Source organism: Pseudomonas sp. Root329 (assembly GCF_001424925.1).
Lineage (GTDB): Bacteria > Pseudomonadota > Gammaproteobacteria > Pseudomonadales > Pseudomonadaceae > Aquipseudomonas > Aquipseudomonas arabinosi.
Window position 1 is genome coordinate 40,984 of the sequence record NZ_LMCV01000015.1, and the last position, 19,111, is coordinate 60,094.

The following is a 19,111-nucleotide window of genomic DNA, read 5'->3' on the forward strand; positions in this document are numbered from 1 at the left end:
TCCGACTCAGGGGTCGGCACGGTGGCGCATTGTAACGGAAACCCGAGCACCCTGCTCGGTCTCCCCGACAGACTTGATCAAGCCGCCGCCACGGTCACTGGCACACCGTTCAACGCCGCATTGCCCGACAGCTCATCGAGCTGACACTCGTCGGTCAAGTCATTGGCGCTGGAGCCCGGCTGACCACTGGCAATGGCCATCTGCACACCCGGCCGCGCATGGCCCCAACCGTGCGGAAGGCTGACCACGCCTTTCATCATATCCAGACTGCCGAGCACTTCAACTTCGATCTCACCGACCCGCGAACTGACCCGCACGCGCTGTCCGTCGTTGAGCCCACGGCTGGCCAGGTCATCCGGGTGCATCAGCAATTGATGGCGCGGCTTGCCCTTCACCAGGCGATGGTAGTTGTGCATCCACGAGTTGTTGCTGCGCACATGACGGCGGCCAATCATCAGCAACTCATCGGCCGCTGGTGCTTGCAAGGCTGCAAAGCGCGCCAGGTCGGCAAGGATCGCTGGTGGCGCAGACTGGACGCGCTGGTTGGCGGTTTTCAGGCGTGGCGCCAGGTTGGATTTCAGCGCCCCGAGATCGACACCATGCGGGTGATCGAACAAGGTCGCCAGCGACAATTTCTGTTCCGAAGCATCTCCATACAACCCCATCCGCAAGCCACGGTCGATCATCTGCGCTGGCGGGATCGTCGGTTTCAGTTCCTTGCCGGTCTTCGCAGCAAAGGCCTTGGCCAGCCCCACGAAAATCTCCCAGTCATGCAACGCACCTTCAGGTTTGGCCAGGATCGCGCGATTGAACCGACTGACGTTACGCACCGCAAACATATTGAAAGTCGTGTCGTAATGATCGTTTTCCAGGGCCGAGGTGGACGGCAGAATCAGGTCGGCATAACGCGTGGTTTCATTGATGTACAGGTCGATGCTGACCATGAACTCCAAACCGTCCAGCGCCTGTTCCAGTTGTCGGCCATTGGGCGTCGACAGCACCGGATTACCCGCCACGGTAATCAGCGCGCGGACCTGCCCTTCCCCTTCGGTAAGCATCTCTTCGGCCAGCGCCGAGACCGGCAGTTCTCCACCATATTCAGGACGCCCGGAGACCCGGCTCTGCCACAGATTGAAATGCCCACCTGAGGTGGACGCCACCAAATCCACCGCCGGTTCGGTGCACAACGCACCTCCCACGCGATCAAGATTGCCGGTGACCAGATTGATCAGTTGCACAACCCAATGACACAAGGTGCCGAACGCCTGGGTCGAGACGCCCATGCGGCCGTAACAGACCGCTGTCGGCGCCGCCGCAAAGTCCCGCGCCAGTTGGCGGATCTGTTCGGCGGGCACCGCGCACAGTGGGCTCATGGCCTCGGCAGTGAAATTCGCGACCGCCTCCCGCACCTCATCCAGACCGTCCACCGGCAAATGACTGTCGCGGGTCAGGCCTTCAGCGAACAAAGTGTTGAGCAGTCCGAACAACAACGCCGCATCGCCACCGGGGCGCACGAACAGATGCTGGTCGGCAATCGCCGCGGTTTCGCTGCGGCGCGGATCGACCACCACCACTTTGCCGCCGCGGGCCTGAATGGCCTTCAAGCGCTTCTCCACATCCGGCACGGTCATGATGCTGCCGTTGGAGGCCAGCGGATTGCCGCCGAGGATCAGCATGAAATCGGTGTGATCGATGTCTGGGATCGGCAACAGCAAACCGTGGCCGTACATCAAATGGCTGGTCAGGTGATGGGGCAACTGATCGACCGAGGTCGCGGAAAACCGGTTGCGAGTTTTCAACAGGCCGAGAAAGTAATTGCTGTGGGTCATCAACCCGTAGTTGTGCACGCTGGGGTTGCCTTGATAGACCGCCACCGCGTTTTGCCCATGACGCTCCTGAATCGCCGCCAGACGTTCGGCTACAAGGTTGAAGGCGTCTTCCCACTCGATGGGTTGCCATTCACTGCCAACCCGCAGCATCGGCTGACGCAGACGATCCGGATCGTTCTGAATATCTTGCAGGGCGACGGCCTTGGGGCAGATGTGCCCGCGGCTGAATGTATCCTGAGAGTCACCCTTGATCGACGTGATCTGCACCGCGCCTTCGACCTCGGTAGTTTCGATGGTCAGGCCGCAGATGGCTTCGCACAAGTGGCACGCACGGTGATGGAGAGTCTTGGTCATGGCCAGTCTCTGTCTTGTTCTGGGCGGGCAATATCGGCCGCGGGAACAAAACTATGGCGCCTGATCCACTGCTGCGCCAGCGACGTTCGTCTTGTGAATCGGCGGCCATCAGGCCAGCCGATGACCGCTGGGGATCAGTTCGGCGGCAGCCTCGGCGGCGCCTGCAACTGGATCTCCTGGATGGTTTCGATCTGCTCTTGAGCGAGATGAACACCGGTGAGTTCGCCGATCAGCCGCCAGTGCTCGTCGAGCCCGGTGCTGATGGTTGCCATACGGTCGATCATCCGCCGGCCGGCAGCCTTGGTCACTTCGTCTTCACTGCGCATTAACTCGAAGGACATCGAGGTCATGGACGCGGTGAGGTGGGTCAGCGAGCGAGCCGTGAGGCCGAGTAATTCCATTAACTGTCGTTCTTTCGATTCCATTCCGAAGGCTTCCTGCGTCGTTCGTGCGTTAGTTATAACCCGCCACTTTGCATTAGCAAATGTTTCAGACCAGACACATCCCTCAATCCTGAGCACAAATGTTTCGAATGACAGGTCAGAAACCGACCGTTGCTATGCCGTCCCCGCCCCGTTTGATTGCAAAGCCCCGCGACCCCAGTGTACAAATGACGGGCTGCTGTCAGGAAACAGGCTTCAAAAGCGCTACTGCGGTCATCCCGTAGCCCCTCTGAAATCCCCTAAAAACCGTAGCCCTATTGGTAAGACGCGACATTTAATTATAAGATCGCGCCTTCCCCTATTTCGTCGCCCCGTGCGGCTTACGCCGCAGGTCTCGCCCGTTTTTCAGTTAAACAAGGCTTTGAGTATCTGCGGTCTGTTGCAAAAAGGTAGTCAATGATGAGCGCAAGGCACTTTCTCTCCCTGATGGATTGCACGCCCGAAGAGCTGGTCAGCGTGATCCGTCGAGGCGTTGAGCTCAAAGACCTGCGTAACCGCGGCGTACTGTTCGAGCCTCTGAAAAACCGCGTGCTCGGGATGATTTTCGAGAAATCGTCGACCCGCACCCGAATTTCGTTCGAAGCTGGCATGATCCAGCTCGGTGGCCAGGCGATCTTCCTGTCGCCGCGCGACACCCAACTGGGCCGTGGCGAGCCGATCGGCGATGCCGCCATTGTCATGTCGAGCATGCTCGATGCGGTGATGATCCGCACGTTTTCCCACAGCACACTGACCGAGTTCGCCGCCAATTCGCGCGTCCCGCTAATCAACGGCCTGTCCGACGATTTGCACCCGTGCCAGTTGCTGGCCGACATGCAGACGTTCCTCGAACACCGCGGTTCGATCCAGGGCAAAACCGTGGCCTGGATTGGCGACGGCAACAACATGTGCAACAGCTATATAGAAGCGGCGATCCAGTTCGACTTCCAGTTGCGCGTCGCTTGCCCGGAAGGCTTTGAACCCAACCCTGAATTCGTGGCCAAGGCCGGTGATCGGGTCACCATCGTCCGCGATCCGAAGGATGCCGTACGCGGCGCCCACCTGGTCAGCACCGACGTCTGGACCTCCATGGGCCAGGAAGAGGAAACCGCCAAACGCCTGAAGCTGTTCGCGCCATTCCAGGTCAACCGCGCCCTGCTCGACCTGGCCGCACCGGACGTGCTGTTCATGCATTGCCTGCCGGCCCACCGTGGCGAAGAAATCAGCGTCGACCTGCTCGATGACCAGCGTTCCGTCGCGTGGGATCAAGCCGAAAACCGTCTTCACGCACAAAAGGCCCTGCTCGAGTTTCTCGTCGAGCCGGCGTATCACCACGCATGAGCCATCCATTACTGCTGAACCTGCGCAACCTCGCCTGCGGCTATCAAGACCAGCGCGTCGTGCAGAACCTCAACCTGCATTTGAATGCCGGCGACATCGGTTGCCTGCTGGGCTCTTCGGGTTGCGGAAAAACCACCACGCTGCGGGCGATTGCCGGTTTCGAACCGGTGCACGAAGGTGAAATACAGTTGGCGGGCGAGACGATCTCCCGCGCCGGTTTCACCCTTGCCCCGGAGAAACGCCGGATAGGCATGGTGTTCCAGGATTACGCACTGTTTCCGCATTTGAGCGTGGCCGAAAACATCGCCTTCGGGATCCGCAAGCACCCGCAAAAGGATCGCGTCACCGAAGAGTTGCTGGAACTGGTCAACCTGAAAAACCTCGGCAAGCGCTTCCCCCATGAGCTGTCCGGTGGTCAACAGCAGCGCGTCGCACTGGCCCGCGCCCTGGCGCCGGAACCGCAATTGCTGCTGCTTGACGAACCCTTTTCCAACCTTGATGGCGAGCTGCGACGCAAGCTCAGCCATGAGGTGCGCGACATCCTCAAGGCCCGTGGCACCAGCGCGATTCTGGTGACCCACGATCAGGAAGAGGCCTTCGCGGTGAGCGATCATGTGGGGGTTTTCAAGGAAGGTCGTCTGGAACAGTGGGACACGCCCTACAACCTGTATCACGAACCACTGACGCCGTTTGTGGCCAGTTTCATCGGCCAGGGTTATTTCATTCGCGGTCAGCTGAGCAGCCCCGAGTCGGTACAGACCGAACTGGGTGAGTTACGCGGTAATCGTGCCTACACCTGGCCGGTTGGCGGTGCGGTGGATGTGTTGCTGCGTCCGGACGATATCGTTTATGCACCGGACAGCACGTTGAAGGCGCGGATTGTCGGCAAGTCTTTCCAGGGTGCGTCCACCTTGTATCGCTTGCAGTTGCCGACCGGCGCGCAGCTGGAATCGATTTTCCCGAGCCATGCCGATCATCAGGTGGGTTCAGAGGTCGGCATTCGTGTCGCGGCTGAACACCTGGTGCTGTTTCAGGCGTCGGGCAGTACGGCGGCGCAGATTCCGGTCGTCGAGTCCGGTGTTCGCCGCTACAGCAGCGCCCACTGAGAAACACGGACCTATGTGGGAGCGAGCTTGCTCGCGATAGCGGTATGTCCGTCAATGATGATGTCGACTGACAGTCCGCAATCGCGAGCAAGCTCGCTCCCACAGTAGGTTTCGGTTAACCCAGCATTAGCGTTCCGCTGGCAACGAGCGTCGCATTCCCGCCGATTTTCACCCGATCCCCTTCCAGCCGACAGTACAACTCCCCGCCTCGAGCCGAACGCTGACAAGCCGTCAGGCTCGACTTGCCCAAACGTTTCGACCAGTACGGAATCAGGCTGCAATGGGTCGAACCCGTCACCGGGTCTTCGTTGATGCCGATTGCCGGCGCGAAGTAGCGGGACACAAAATCATGCTTACTGCCCCTGGCCGTGACAATTGCCCCCGGCCACGGCAGTTTCGCCAGCGCCGCCATGTCCGGCTGACATTCGAGCACCGCCTGCTCGGATTCCAGCACCACGAACAACTCGTTCGACCCCAGCACATCAACCGCTTCCACACCCAGCGCGCGCTCGACATCCAGGGTCACGCCCACTTCCGACGGAATGAGCGCCGGGAAATCCAGCCACAAGCGCTCACCCTCACGGCTCACACTCAGCGGGCCGGACTTGCAGATAAAGTCCAGCCGCTCGACCGGCTCTTTATAGATTTCAAACAGAACGTAAGCGCTGGCCAGGGTTGCATGACCGCACAACGGCACTTCGGTGGTCGGAGTAAACCAGCGGATGTGCCAGTTCTGCCCTTCGCGCACCACGAAAGCGGTTTCGGCGAGGTTGTGCTCGGCGGCGATCTTCTGCATCAACTCATCGGCAAGCCAGGCATCGAGGCGATAGACCATCGCCGGGTTGCCACTGAACGGCCGATCACTGAACGCATCGACCTGATGAAACTCAAGCTGCATAACCTTCTCCCTTTGTCAGGCCACGGAGCATGAAGCTGCCGACAACCCGACACCAGTGACAGAGCCCGTAAATTTGCACCATACAGCGCCGGACCGGAAGCCCTCGTCAGGCGCGGCCGATATCAGCGAACTTCGCCTGGGTATGTTCGGCCAGCACCGCGGGTGCCAATTCGACCTCCAGCCCTCGTCGCCCCGCGCTGACAAAAATGCTGGCGAAGGGCTGCGCCGAATTATCGATAAAGGTGCGCAAGCGCTTTTTCTGTCCCAGCGGACTGATGCCGCCCAAGAGGTAACCGGTGGATCGTTGCGCAGCGGCAGGATCGGCCATTTCGACTTTTTTTACGCCTGCAGCATGAGCCAGGCCTTTCAAGTCCAGACTTCCGACGACCGGCACCACGGCCACCAGCAATTCACCTTTCTCGCTGGCCGCCAGCAAGGTCTTGAACACCTGCGCCGGGTCCAATCCCAACTTTTCCGCGGCCTCCAGCCCGTAGGACGCTGCCTTCGGATCATGTTCATAACTGTGTACGCGATGTTCGGCACGAACTTTTTTCAACAAATCCAATGCGGGGGTCATGACAGCTCCAGACTGGGCGGCAGAAGAAAAATACTGCGCTGGATTCTAGGTCATTGATCGACAAATGGCTCTATTGCGGCGCTATTTCAAAGGTTTGGCGGCGCCTTATGCCGTTCGTCCACCTTCGGCCTGCCGCGTGAACGATGCGGTCATTCATGTGACTAATAGTTCGATTGTGACTGACGGTTCACTTTCGACCTTTGACATCAGCGTTTCTTGTCTATATTTTTTCGAATCTGAATACTGTACGAATGTTCCTACGCAGCACCCAGCAGTAGGCCGAGAACAGGATGGGGATCCTGTCTCGGTGAAAATCGCGCTTTGACCATGATGCAAAAGCGCCAGACAACAACAAAAATGAGGTTTTCAATGACAACTGCTTTACAACAACCGTCGCTCTCAAGCCAATGCATGGCCGAATTCCTGGGCACTGCGCTGCTGATCTTTTTTGGTACAGGTTGTGTTGCCGCGCTCAAGGTCGCGGGTGCCAGCTTCGGCCTTTGGGAAATCAGCATCATCTGGGGGTTCGGCGTGAGCATGGCGATCTACCTGACCGCCGGCGTTTCCGGGGCTCATCTCAATCCCGCCGTCAGCATTGCCCTGAGCATTTTCGCTGACTTCGAAAAGCGCAAACTGCCCTTTTATATTCTCGCCCAGATCGCTGGTGCCTTCTGTGGAGCGTTGTTGGTTTACACGCTGTACAGCAATTTATTCTTCGATTACGAACAAACTCACCATATGGTTCGTGGTACTCAGGCCAGCCTCGAATTGGCGTCGGTGTTCTCCACCTTCCCCAACCCGGCCTTGACCACGGCACAAGCCTTTCTGGTTGAGGTGATCATCACTGCCATCCTGATGGGCGTGATCATGTCCCTGACCGACGACAACAATGGCTTGCCAAAGGGTCCGCTCGCTCCGCTGCTGATCGGCCTGCTGATTGCCGTGATTGGCAGCTCGATGGGGCCGCTGACCGGTTTTGCGATGAACCCGGCGCGCGACTTCGGTCCTAAACTGATGACTTTCTTCGCTGGCTGGGGTGAAATTTCCTTCACCGGCGGGCGCGATATCCCGTATTTCCTGATTCCGATTTTTGCACCGATTGTCGGTGCCTGCCTCGGTGCTGCAGCGTATCGCGGGCTGATTGCCCGCCATCTGCCCAGCGCCCTACCTGCTACAAAGGAAGCAGTACCGGCCATTGACGGCAAACCAAGAACTTCTTGATACCGTTGGCGCGTGATCCTGCCCATCAGATCACGCGCCGGACCTCACTCCCCTTTTTTCGTCCAAGGCAATCGACATGACCGACACTCAGAATAAGAACTACATCATTGCCCTCGATCAGGGTACGACCAGCTCCCGCGCGATCATTTTCGACCGCGACGCGAACGTGGTCTGCACCGCCCAGCGCGAATTCGCACAGCATTACCCGCAAGCCGGTTGGGTTGAACATGACCCGATGGAAATCTTCGCCACTCAAAGCGCCGTGATGGTCGAGGCCCTGGCTCAAGCCGGCCTGCATCACGACCAGGTTGCGGCCATCGGCATCACCAACCAGCGCGAAACCACCGTGGTCTGGGACAAGACCACCGGCCGTCCGATCTACAACGCGATCGTCTGGCAGTGCCGCCGCAGCACCGAGATCTGCCAGCAGCTCAAGCGCGACGGTCACGAGCAATACATCAGCGACACCACGGGCCTGGTTACCGACCCGTACTTCTCCGGCACCAAGCTCAAGTGGATCCTCGACAACGTCGAAGGCAGCCGCGAACGTGCGCGCAAAGGCGAGCTGTTGTTCGGCACCATCGACAGCTGGCTGATCTGGAAATTTACCGGCGGCAAGGTGCACGTCACCGACTACACCAACGCCTCGCGCACCATGCTCTTCAACATCCACACGCTGGAGTGGGACGCGAAGATGCTGGAGGTGCTGGATATTCCGCGCGAGATGCTGCCGGAAGTTAAATCCTCGTCCGAAATCTACGGCCACACCAAAAGCGGCATCGCCATCGGCGGGATCGCCGGTGACCAGCAAGCGGCCCTGTTCGGCCAGATGTGCGTCGAACCAGGTCAGGCGAAAAACACCTATGGCACCGGCTGCTTCCTGCTGATGAACACCGGCGACAAAGCCGTGAAGTCCAAGCACGGCATGCTCACCACCATCGCTTGCGGCCCGCGCGGCGAAGTGGCTTACGCACTGGAAGGTGCTGTGTTCAACGGCGGCTCCACCGTTCAATGGCTGCGTGATGAACTGAAAATCATCAACGACGCCCACGACACCGAATACTTCGCCAACAAGGTCAAGGACAGCAACGGCGTGTACCTGGTACCCGCCTTCACCGGCCTGGGCGCTCCGTACTGGGACCCGTATGCCCGTGGCGCGCTGTTCGGCCTGACTCGCGGCGTACGCGTGGATCACATTATTCGTGCAGCCCTTGAGTCGATTGCCTATCAAACCCGCGATGTTCTCGACGCCATGCAACAGGATTCCGGCGAACGCTTGAAATCCCTGCGTGTCGACGGCGGTGCCGTTGCGAACAACTTCCTGATGCAATTCCAGGCCGACATCCTCGGTACTCAGGTCGAGCGTCCGCAAATGCGCGAAACCACTGCACTGGGTGCGGCTTACCTGGCCGGTCTGGCGTGTGGCTTCTGGGGCAGCCTGGATGAGTTGCGTGGCAAGGCGGTGATCGAGCGCGAATTCGAACCAACCCTGGACGAAACCGCGAAGGAAAAACTCTACGCTGGCTGGAAAAAAGCTGTCAGCCGCACCCGTGATTGGGAACCGCATGAAGGCGCTGAATAAGCCGAGCTGAGTACTCGTATCGGTATGTAACTGGTAGGGAGCAGATTCGTGCGGCATCATGGGCAAATTTTGCACGGCAGCCCAAAGGAAGCCCCATGAATCTGCCTCCCCGTCAGCAGCAAATCCTCGAACTGGTCCGCGAACGCGGCTATGTCAGCATCGAGGAAATGGCTACGCTGTTCGTCGTTACACCGCAAACCATCCGCCGCGATATCAATCAGCTCGCGGAAGCTAATTTGTTGCGTCGCTACCATGGCGGCGCAGCCTACGATTCCAGTGTCGAAAACACCGCCTACGCCATGCGTGCCGATCAGATGCGTGATGAAAAACAGCGTATCGGTGAAGCCATTGCGGCTCAAATCCCGGATCACGCCTCGCTGTTCATCAATATCGGTACCACCACCGAATCCATCGCCCGGGCGTTGCTGAACCACAATCACCTGAAGATCATCACCAACAACCTGCATGTGGCTTCGATGCTCAGCGCCAAGGACGACTTCGATGTCCTGCTGACGGGTGGCAACGTGCGGCGAGACGGTGGCGTGGTCGGTCAGGCCAGTGTCGACTTCATTAACCAGTTCAAGGTTGATTTTGCCTTGGTCGGCATCAGCGGTATCGATGAAGACGGCAGTCTGCTGGACTTCGACTATCAGGAAGTTCGGGTGTCGCAGGCGATCATCGCCAATGCCCGACAGGTCATCCTCGCGGCGGATTCCAGCAAATTCGGGCGCAACGCCATGATTCGTCTGGGGCCGATCAGCTTGATTGATTGCCTGGTGACCGATCAGCAGCCTGTGCCGGCGTTGGCGCAGTTGCTGAGTCAGCACAAGATTCGGCTCGAAGTCGTTTAACTCCCCTCACATCTTCGTCGACTGTACCGACGCCATCGCGAGCAGGCTCGCTCCCACAGGTTCCGCGTAACCCTTGTGGGAGCGAGCCTGCTCGCGAATACGGTCGCCCATGCGGCACACCTTCCGCGGCTTACCGCACATCTTAGATGTTCGAAAATTTTCCTTTCACGGCCCTTCGATCAGTATTTTCAATCGAAGTTAACTGGCTGTGGGCGACTTTATGGGCTACCATTTTCGCAAATGAACATTAATGTTCGAATTCCAATACAGAAAATCATAAAAGCCCGAGGCTAGCCGATGCCCACTTCTACCTTGCCTACGCCCCCTCTCGCTGAGATCTACGATATCGCCGTCATCGGTGGCGGGATCAATGGCGTGGGGATCGCAGCGGATGCCGCCGGTCGCGGTCTTTCGGTGTTTCTTTGCGAGAAGGACGACCTGGCCAGCCACACCTCGTCAGCCAGCAGCAAGCTGATCCACGGTGGCCTGCGCTACCTTGAACATTACGAATTCCGTCTGGTGCGCGAAGCTCTGGCTGAACGCGAAGTGCTGCTGGCCAAGGCGCCGCACATCGTCAAGCAGATGCGCTTCGTGCTGCCGCACCGCCCGCACCTGCGTCCGGCGTGGATGATCCGCGCCGGCCTGTTCCTTTATGACAACCTCGGTAAACGGGAAAAGCTCGAAGGCTCGAAAAGCCTGAAGTTCGGCCCGGACAGCCCGCTGAAAAGCGAAATCACCAAAGGCTTCGAATACTCCGATTGCTGGGTCGATGACGCCCGTCTTGTCGTGCTGAACGCCATGGCCGCCCGCGAAAAGGGCGCCCACGTTCACACCCAAACCCGTTGCGTCAGCGCCCGTCGCACCAAGGGAATGTGGCACCTGCATCTGGAACGCGCCGATGGCAGTCTGTTTTCGATCCGCGCCAAGGCTCTGGTAAACGCCGCCGGCCCTTGGGTCGCCAAGTTCATTCGTGACGACCTGAAGATGGAATCGCCGTACGGCATCCGCCTGATTCAGGGCAGCCACCTGATCGTGCCGAAGCTGTACGAAGGCGAACACGCGCACATTCTGCAAAACGAAGATCAGCGCATCGTCTTCACCATTCCGTACCTGAACCACTTCACCCTGATCGGCACCACCGACCGCGAGTACACCGGCGATCCGGCTGCAGTTGCGATCACTGAAGGCGAAACCGATTACCTATTGAAAGTGGTCAACTCCCATTTCAAGAAACGCATCAGCCGCGACGATATCCTGCACAGCTATTCCGGCGTTCGCCCACTGTGCAACGACGAATCCGACAACCCTTCGGCCGTTACCCGCGACTACACCCTGGCGCTGTCGGGCACCGGCGAAGAAGCGCCGCTGTTGTCGGTGTTCGGCGGCAAGCTGACCACCTACCGCAAACTGGCCGAGTCGGCGCTGGCGCAACTGGCTCCGTACTTCAAGGACATCAAGCCAAGCTGGACCGTCAGCGCTACCCTGCCGGGCGGCGAAGACATGACCACCCCGCAAGCCTTGTGCGCCTTGATCCGCGACAAATTCGACTGGGTGCCGACCGAAATCGCCCGCCGCTGGGCCACCACCTACGGCAGCCGGACCTGGCGCATGCTGGAAGGCGTGCAGAATCTCGGCGATATGGGCGAACACATCGGCGGCGGTCTCTACACCCGCGAAGTCGATTACCTGTGCAGCGAAGAGTGGGCAACCACCGCGCATGACATTCTGTGGCGCCGTAGCAAGCTTGGGCTGTTCACTACTCCGGCGGAACAGGAAAAGCTCAAGGATTACCTGAACAAGGTCGAACAGAACCGTAGCAAGATAGAAGCGGCCTGATCCCTAACCCGCTTAAACGAAAGCCCCTGAATCGTGAGATTCAGGGGCTTTTTGCATTCTAGAGAACACCACCGATCAAAATGTGGGAGCGGGCTTGCTCGCGAAAGCGGTCTGTCAGTCACATAGATGTTGTTTGATACACCGCTTTCGCGAGCAAGCCCGCTCCCACAGGAGGGATATGCACAGGACATGGCATTCGGTTTTCCGAACGCGACTTGTCAGTCGATTCGGATAACCGGATTACTGATCCTGAAAAAATGCGCCTTAAATATTTAATATCCTTATAAATCAATAAGTTGATCTGTTAAGCCTGGCCTGGCACGAGTCATGCTCTACACTCTTGGACGAATGTCCGCTGAGCCAACACTTCAGGAGCCGGCAAGCATTCAAAGCACAAAAAGGGCCGATGAACTGGCTCCATATAAAAACAATGTCGAGGAAAATTTGATGCGCATCGTTCCCCATCTCCTGGGCGCAGCCATTGCTGCCGCTCTGATCAGCACTCCAGTTTTCGCCGCCGAACTCACCGGCACCCTGAAGAAGATCAAAGAGTCCGGCGTTATCACCCTCGGGCATCGTGACGCTTCCATTCCGTTTTCCTATATCGCGGACGCTTCCGGCAAACCGGTTGGCTACTCCCACGATATCCAGCTGAAAATCGTTGAAGCCATCAAGAAAGACCTGGACATGCCGAACCTCCAGGTCAAATACAACCTGGTGACCTCGCAAACCCGTATCCCGCTGGTGCAGAACGGCACCGTGGACGTCGAGTGCGGCTCCACCACCAACAACGTCGAGCGTCAGCAGCAAGTTGACTTCTCCGTCGGCATCTTCGAAATCGGCACCAAGCTGCTGGCCAAGAAAGATTCGCCTTACAAAGACTTCGCCGACCTCAAAGGCAAGAACGTCGTGACCACCGCCGGCACCACGTCCGAACGCATCCTCAAGTCGATGAACGCCGACAAGCAGATGGGCATGAACGTCATCTCCGCCAAAGACCACGGCGAATCCTTCCAGATGCTGGAATCGGGTCGTGCCGTCGCGTTCATGATGGACGACGCCTTGCTGGCCGGTGAAATGGCCAAGGCCAAGAAGCCAACCGATTGGGCCGTGACCGGTACTGCACAGTCCTACGAAATCTACGGCTGCATGGTCCGCAAGGGCGACGAGCCGTTCAAGAAGGCCGTGGATGACGCGATCGTTGCGACCTACAAGTCCGGCGAGATCAACAAGATCTACGAAAAATGGTTCATGCAGCCAATCCCGCCAAAAAACCTGAACCTGATGTTCCCGATGAGCGACGAGCTCAAGGCCCTGATCGCCAATCCGACCGATAAAGCGGCTGACGAAAAGAAATCCTGATTTCTGACTAACCTTATCTCCTGAGAGGGCCGCTGCCCTTTCAGGGGATAGTCACTCCCTGCTGGCATTTCTGGAAACACTCGAACCGGTGGTTGTCGAGCCGCTCGTGTGTGCCTGATCTTCAATCGGGCGGGAACGGAGCTTCCCCAGGCGGGCACTTGTACATCGAACGATCTGAGGGGAGACCCTAATGAATTACAACTGGGACTGGGGCGTGTTCTTCAAGTCCACCGGCGTGGGCAGCGAGACGTATCTCGACTGGTACGTCGCCGGTTTGGGCTGGACCATCGCCATCGCCGTCGTGGCCTGGATCATTGCCCTGCTGCTGGGCTCGATTCTGGGTGTCATGCGCACCGTGCCGAACCGCATCGTATCGGGCATCGCGACCTGTTACGTCGAACTCTTCCGTAACGTGCCGCTGCTGGTTCAGCTGTTCATCTGGTACTTCCTGGTGCCCGATCTGCTGCCTCCGGACCTGCAAGAGTGGTACAAGCAGGATCTCAATCCGACCACCTCGGCTTACCTCAGCGTCGTCGTCTGCCTGGGTCTGTTCACCGCTGCCCGCGTTTGCGAACAAGTGCGTACCGGTATCCAGGCGCTGCCTCGCGGCCAGGAATCCGCCGCTCGCGCCATGGGCTTCAAGCTGCCGCAAATCTACTGGAACGTGCTGCTGCCCCAGGCTTACCGGATCATCATTCCGCCGCTCACCTCGGAATTCCTGAACGTGTTCAAGAACTCTTCGGTCGCGTCGCTGATCGGCCTGATGGAGTTGCTTGCGCAGACCAAACAGACCGCCGAGTTCTCCGCCAACCTGTTCGAAGCCTTCACCCTGGCAACGCTGATCTACTTCACGCTGAACATGGGCCTGATGCTGCTGATGCGCATGGTCGAGAAGAAAGTAGCCGTACCGGGCCTGATCTCCGTAGGGGGTAAATGATGGAATTCGACTTCTCGGGCATCGTCCCGTCCCTGCCGGGTTTGTGGAACGGCATGGTCATGACCCTGCAACTGATGGCGCTGGGCGTGTCCGGCGGGATCATCCTCGGCACGATCCTGGCGCTGATGCGCCTGTCCCACAGCAAACTGCTGTCGAACATTGCCGGCGCCTACGTTAACTACTTCCGCTCGATTCCGCTGCTGCTGGTCATCACCTGGTTCTACCTGGCGGTGCCGTTCGTACTGCGCTGGATCACCGGCGAAGACACCCCGATCGGCGCGTTTGCCTCGTGCATCGTGGCGTTCATGATGTTCGAAGCGGCGTACTTCTGCGAAATCGTCCGGGCCGGTGTGCAGTCGATTTCCAAGGGCCAGATGGGTGCATCCCAAGCCTTGGGCATGACGTATGGCCAGATGATGCGTTTGATCATCCTGCCGCAAGCATTCCGCAAGATGACCCCGCTGCTGCTGCAACAGAGCATCATCCTGTTTCAGGACACCTCGCTGGTCTACGCGGTCGGTCTGGTGGACTTCCTCAATGCCTCGCGTGCCAGTGGCGACATCATCGGTCGCTCCAACGAGTTCCTGATCTTTGCAGGTCTCACGTACTTCACAATCAGCTTTGCCGCCTCGCTGCTGGTCAAGCGTCTGCAAAAAAGGTTTGCCGTATGATCTCTATCAAGAATGTCAACAAGTGGTATGGCGACTTCCAGGTACTGACTGACTGCAGCACCGAGGTCAAAAAAGGCGAAGTGATTGTGGTGTGCGGGCCGTCCGGTTCCGGCAAATCCACCCTGATCAAATGCGTCAATGCCCTGGAACCCTTCCAGAAAGGCGACGTAGTGGTCGATGGCACGTCCATCGCCGACCCGAAGACCAACCTGCCGAAACTGCGTTCACGCGTTGGCATGGTGTTCCAGCATTTCGAACTGTTCCCGCACCTGACCATCACCGAAAACCTGACCATCGCGCAGATCAAGGTGTTGGGCCGCAGCAAGGAAGAAGCCACCAAGAAAGGCCTGCAACTGCTGGAGCGCGTCGGCCTCTCGGCACACGCTCACAAGCACCCGGGCCAGCTCTCCGGTGGTCAGCAACAGCGTGTGGCGATTGCCCGTGCGCTGGCGATGGACCCGATCGTCATGCTGTTCGATGAACCGACCTCGGCGCTTGACCCTGAAATGGTCAACGAAGTACTCGACGTGATGGTGCAACTGGCCCACGAAGGCATGACCATGATGTGCGTGACCCACGAAATGGGCTTCGCCCGTAAAGTGGCGGACCGGGTGATCTTCATGGACCAGGGCAAGATCATCGAAGACTGCAAGAAAGAGGAGTTCTTCGGCGACATCAATGCCCGCGCCGAGCGTACGCAGCATTTCCTCGCCAAGATTCTGCAGCACTAAGAAAGGCACCGCTCCCCAAATGTGGGAGCGGGCTTGCTCGCGAAGAAGCCATAACATTCAGCATTGATGTTGACTGACACACTGCTTTCGCGAGCAAGCCCGCTCCCACACTGGGCCGGTGGTGGTCTGGAGATTTGTGTTGTGGTTGACCCAAGGCATCTGTGATGAAATGCGACCCCAATCTCTATCGCGCCGCGCCGCCATCACTCGCCGTGAAACCCCGTCTGATTCGCCATCTGTTCCTGCCGCCGCTGGTCATCGCCCTGATGATCGGGTTGGGTTACCTCGGCTTCTGGGTCAGTGAACACTACGGGATTCGCAGCCTCAGCGAGAATGGCCAGCGTCAGCTGGAACTGCACGCCCGCGCCGTCGAGAGCGAGATCAGCAAGTACACCTATCTGCCCAGCCTGCTGGAACTCGAATCCAGCGTTTCGAAGCTGTTGGCCGACCCGTCACCGGAACACCGGCAGACGGTCAATGAATACCTCGAAGGCTTGAACCGTCGCAGCCGCAGTCGGGCTATCTATGTGATGGACACCACTGGCCGTGTCATGGCCACCAGCAACTGGCGCGATGTCGACAGTTACCTGGGCGAAGACCTGTCCTTTCGCGCCTATTTCCAGAATGCCGTGCGCGGTCAGCCGGGGCGCTTCTATGGCATCGGCAGCACCAGCGGCGAACCCGGTTACTACCTGGCTCATGGCCTGGAAGAACACGGCAAGATCATCGGCGTCGCGGTGGTCAAGGTCCGCCTCGAAGCCATGGAAGAACGCTGGCAACGCGCGCGGCTGGAAGCTTTCGTCAGCGATGAAAACGGCATCATCATTCTTTCCAGCGATCCGGCACGGCGCCTGAAATCGGTTGTGCCGCTGAGCGACGAAACGAAAGAAAAACTCGCTCGCAGCCTGCAGTACTACTGGTTCCCGCTGAACGAACTGCAACCGCTGGCGCGGGAAAAACTGGCCGAAGGCGAGGAGAAACTCACCTTCCCCGCCAACAGCGAAGTGGAATCAGATGAAGAGGACATCAGCTACCTGTCGCAAACCCGCCCATTGAGCGATACCCCGTGGAATTTCACCCTGCTCACCCCCCTGCAGGATTTGCGCCGCGAAGCGATCAGTCAGGGGATTCTGGTGGCGGTGGCGTTTGCCCTGGTGGCGTTCCTGCTGATCGCCTGGAACGAGCGGCGCAAGGTCATTGCCACCCGTCTCGCCGCCCGGGAAGCCTTGCAGGAAGCCAACAATCAACTGGAGCGTCGGATTACCGAACGCACCACTGATCTGCGCGCCAGCAACGAACGGCTCAAGGGCCAGATCCGCGAACGGCGTCTGGCCGAAGAGACGCTACGCCGCGCTCAGGATGAACTGGTGCAGGCGGGTAAACTCGCGGCCATCGGCCAGATGTCCACCAGCATCGCCCACGAATTGAACCAGCCACTGGCGGCGCTGCGAACCTTGTCCGGCAACACCGTGCGGTTTCTGGAACGCGGTCAACTGGACGTTGCCAGCACCAACCTCAAGACCATCAACGAACTGATCGACCGCATGGGCCGGATCACCGCCAGCCTGCGTTCGTTCGCTCGCCGTGGCGACGACAAAGGTCAGGCCAGCCTCGGCAAAGCAGTGGATGCGGCCTTGCAGCTGCTCGGTGGTCGCGTGGAAAGCGCGCATCTTCAGTTGCACCGAGACTTCGCCGATCTGCAGGTGCAGATCGACCAGACCCGCCTGGAGCAGATTCTGGTCAACCTGATCGGCAACGCCCTCGACGCCATGCAGGCACAGCCGCTGCCGGAATTGTGGCTCGAAGGCGAAGAGTTCGATGGCAAATATCGCCTTCGTGTGCGCGACAACGGCCACGGCATCGACGCCGAAGCACGCAAACATCTGTTCGAACCGTTCTTCACCACCAAGCCCGGCGAACAGGGGCTGGGCCTCGGCCTGACCCTTTCCGCCAGCCTGGCCGCCGCCACCGGCGGGCACCTGGGTGTCGAGCACCCGGCCAGCGGTGGCACCACCTTCGTCCTCAGTTTACCGTTGGTAAGCCCCACTCACGCCGAGCCAATATGAACAACGACCTTAGTGTGCTGATCGTCGAAGACGACCCCCATGTGCTGCTCGGCTGCCAACAGGCGCTGACCCTGGAAGACATTCCCTGCGTGGGCGTCGGTAGCGCCGAAGAAGCGCTGGAGCGGGTCGGCGACAACTTCGCCGGCATCGTCATCAGCGACATCCGCCTGCCGGGTATCGATGGCCTGGAATTGCTGACCCGACTCAAGGCCCGCGACCGCAGCCTGCCGGTGGTGCTGATTACCGGTCACGGCGATATTTCCATGGCGGTCGGTGCGATGCAGAAAGGCGCCTATGACTTCATGGAGAAACCTTTTTCCCCTGAACGTCTGGTCGATGTGGCGCGCCGTGCGCTGGAGCAACGCAGCCTTGCGCGGGAAGTCTCTTCGTTGCGTCGGCAACTGGCGGAACGGGACTCCCTCGAAGGCCGGATCATCGGTCGCTCGCCAGCCATGCAGAACCTGCGGGAATTGATCGCCAACGTTGCCGATACCTCGGCCAACGTACTGATCGAAGGCGAGACCGGCACCGGTAAAGAGCTGGTTGCGCGTTGCCTGCACGACTTCAGTCGGCGGCACACCAAGCAGTTCGTCGCGCTGAACTGCGGTGGCCTGCCGGAGAACCTGTTCGAAAGCGAAATTTTCGGCCATGAAGCCAACGCCTTCACTGGCGCCGGCAAGCGGCGGATCGGCAAGATCGAACATGCCGACGGCGGCACGCTGTTCCTCGACGAAGTGGAAAGCATGCCGCTGCCACTGCAAATCAAACTGCTGCGGGTCTTGCAGGAACGCACCCTGGAGCGCCTCGGCTCGAACCAGAGCGTGGCGGTGGATTGCCGGGTGATCGCGGCGACCAAGTCCGATCTGGATGAGTCGAGCAAGGCTGGCGAGTTTCGCAGCGACCTGTATTACCGCTTGAACGTGGTGACCCTTGAATTACCGCCGCTGCGTGAGCGCCGCGAAGACATCCTGCAACTGTTCGAACACTTTCTGCAGCAGTCGTCCCTGCGCTTCGACCGTGCCGTGCCGGACCTGGACAACCAGACCCTGTCGAACCTGATGAGTCACGACTGGCCGGGCAACGTGCGCGAATTGCGCAACGTCGCCGAGCGTTTTGCCCTCGGCCTGCCGGCCTTCAAGAAATCCGGCGCCAGCGGCAGCAATCAGGGCCTGGCCTTCGCCGAAGCGGTAGAAGCTTTTGAACGCAACCTGCTGAACGACGCGTTGCAACGCAGCGGCGGCAACCTGACCCAGGCCAGCCTGGAACTGGGGATGGCCAAAACCACGCTGTTCGACAAAGTGAAGAAGTACGGGCTGAGCCACTGATG

The 19,111-nt window shown here is 59.1% G+C and carries 16 protein-coding genes; 12 read left to right on the plus strand and 4 right to left on the minus strand.

The window, feature by feature from the left end; translation table 11 throughout:
• Window positions 1-77: 77 nt before the first annotated feature.
• The gene (locus tag ASC74_RS14640; protein WP_056742016.1) at window positions 78-2,183 is read right to left on the minus strand and encodes a molybdopterin oxidoreductase family protein; all 2,106 of its coding nucleotides are present in this window, start codon (window positions 2,181-2,183) and stop codon (window positions 78-80) included.
• A 134-nt stretch (window positions 2,184-2,317) separates the two neighbouring features.
• A complete protein-coding gene (locus tag ASC74_RS14645) occupies window positions 2,318-2,608 on the minus strand; it encodes a hypothetical protein (protein WP_046047088.1) in 291 nt (96 codons plus the stop codon).
• A gap of 417 nt (window positions 2,609-3,025) precedes the next feature.
• Between ASC74_RS14645 and argF the strand changes: the two genes are divergently transcribed.
• Window positions 3,026-3,946: an ornithine carbamoyltransferase gene (gene argF / locus ASC74_RS14650; protein ID WP_056742017.1), complete on the plus strand. Its 921-nt coding sequence runs from the start codon at window positions 3,026-3,028 to the stop codon at window positions 3,944-3,946.
• Window positions 3,943-5,052: an ABC transporter ATP-binding protein gene (locus ASC74_RS14655; RefSeq protein ID WP_033057464.1), complete on the plus strand. Its 1,110-nt coding sequence runs from the start codon at window positions 3,943-3,945 to the stop codon at window positions 5,050-5,052. Before argF ends, ASC74_RS14655 begins: the two co-directional genes overlap by 4 nt.
• Before the next feature lie 115 nt (window positions 5,053-5,167).
• Here the strand turns inward: ASC74_RS14655 and ASC74_RS14660 are convergent, their stop codons facing one another.
• Both ASC74_RS14660 and ybaK read right to left on the minus strand, forming a co-directional pair.
• Entirely contained in the window at window positions 5,168-5,950 is a 783-nt protein-coding gene (locus ASC74_RS14660; protein ID WP_056742018.1) for a PhzF family phenazine biosynthesis protein, read from the minus strand.
• Window positions 5,951-6,056: 106 nt separating this feature from the next.
• Window positions 6,057-6,527: a Cys-tRNA(Pro) deacylase gene (ybaK, locus tag ASC74_RS14665; protein ID WP_007971306.1), complete on the minus strand. Its 471-nt coding sequence runs from the start codon at window positions 6,525-6,527 to the stop codon at window positions 6,057-6,059.
• A gap of 369 nt (window positions 6,528-6,896) precedes the next feature.
• Here ybaK and ASC74_RS14670 point away from each other — a divergent pair, with 369 nt between their 5' ends.
• The 10 genes from ASC74_RS14670 (at window position 6,897) to ASC74_RS14715 (ending at window position 19,109) form a co-directional block, all read left to right on the plus strand.
• Complete coding sequence (locus ASC74_RS14670) at window positions 6,897-7,748, plus strand: MIP/aquaporin family protein (protein ID WP_056742019.1); 852 nt, start codon at window positions 6,897-6,899, stop codon at window positions 7,746-7,748.
• A gap of 76 nt (window positions 7,749-7,824) precedes the next feature.
• Window positions 7,825-9,330 carry a glycerol kinase GlpK gene (glpK, locus tag ASC74_RS14675; protein WP_033057460.1) on the plus strand — a complete coding sequence of 502 codons (1,506 nt, stop codon included), beginning with the start codon at window positions 7,825-7,827 and terminating at the stop codon, window positions 9,328-9,330.
• Window positions 9,331-9,425: 95 nt separating this feature from the next.
• A complete protein-coding gene (locus tag ASC74_RS14680; RefSeq protein WP_007916700.1) occupies window positions 9,426-10,181 on the plus strand; it encodes a DeoR/GlpR family transcriptional regulator in 756 nt (251 codons plus the stop codon).
• Between the two features lie 297 nt (window positions 10,182-10,478).
• Window positions 10,479-12,017, plus strand: coding sequence for a glycerol-3-phosphate dehydrogenase (gene glpD / locus ASC74_RS14685; protein WP_056742020.1), 1,539 nt, complete (start codon window positions 10,479-10,481; stop codon window positions 12,015-12,017).
• A 447-nt stretch (window positions 12,018-12,464) separates the two neighbouring features.
• Window positions 12,465-13,379 (plus strand): glutamate/aspartate ABC transporter substrate-binding protein, encoded by a 915-nt coding sequence (locus ASC74_RS14690; protein ID WP_046047083.1) that lies wholly within the window; start codon window positions 12,465-12,467, stop codon window positions 13,377-13,379.
• A gap of 190 nt (window positions 13,380-13,569) precedes the next feature.
• A complete protein-coding gene (locus ASC74_RS14695; protein ID WP_008156468.1) occupies window positions 13,570-14,316 on the plus strand; it encodes an amino acid ABC transporter permease in 747 nt (248 codons plus the stop codon).
• A complete protein-coding gene (locus tag ASC74_RS14700) occupies window positions 14,316-14,987 on the plus strand; it encodes an amino acid ABC transporter permease (RefSeq protein ID WP_056742021.1) in 672 nt (223 codons plus the stop codon). The genes ASC74_RS14695 and ASC74_RS14700 overlap by 1 nt, the downstream gene beginning before the upstream one ends.
• A complete protein-coding gene (locus ASC74_RS14705; RefSeq protein WP_046047081.1) occupies window positions 14,984-15,718 on the plus strand; it encodes an amino acid ABC transporter ATP-binding protein in 735 nt (244 codons plus the stop codon). The genes ASC74_RS14700 and ASC74_RS14705 overlap by 4 nt, the downstream gene beginning before the upstream one ends.
• A gap of 164 nt (window positions 15,719-15,882) precedes the next feature.
• Complete coding sequence (locus ASC74_RS14710) at window positions 15,883-17,784, plus strand: sensor histidine kinase (RefSeq protein ID WP_056742022.1); 1,902 nt, start codon at window positions 15,883-15,885, stop codon at window positions 17,782-17,784.
• Complete coding sequence (locus tag ASC74_RS14715; protein WP_056742023.1) at window positions 17,781-19,109, plus strand: sigma-54-dependent transcriptional regulator; 1,329 nt, start codon at window positions 17,781-17,783, stop codon at window positions 19,107-19,109. Before ASC74_RS14710 ends, ASC74_RS14715 begins: the two co-directional genes overlap by 4 nt.
• The last annotated feature ends 2 nt before the right edge of the window (window positions 19,110-19,111 follow it).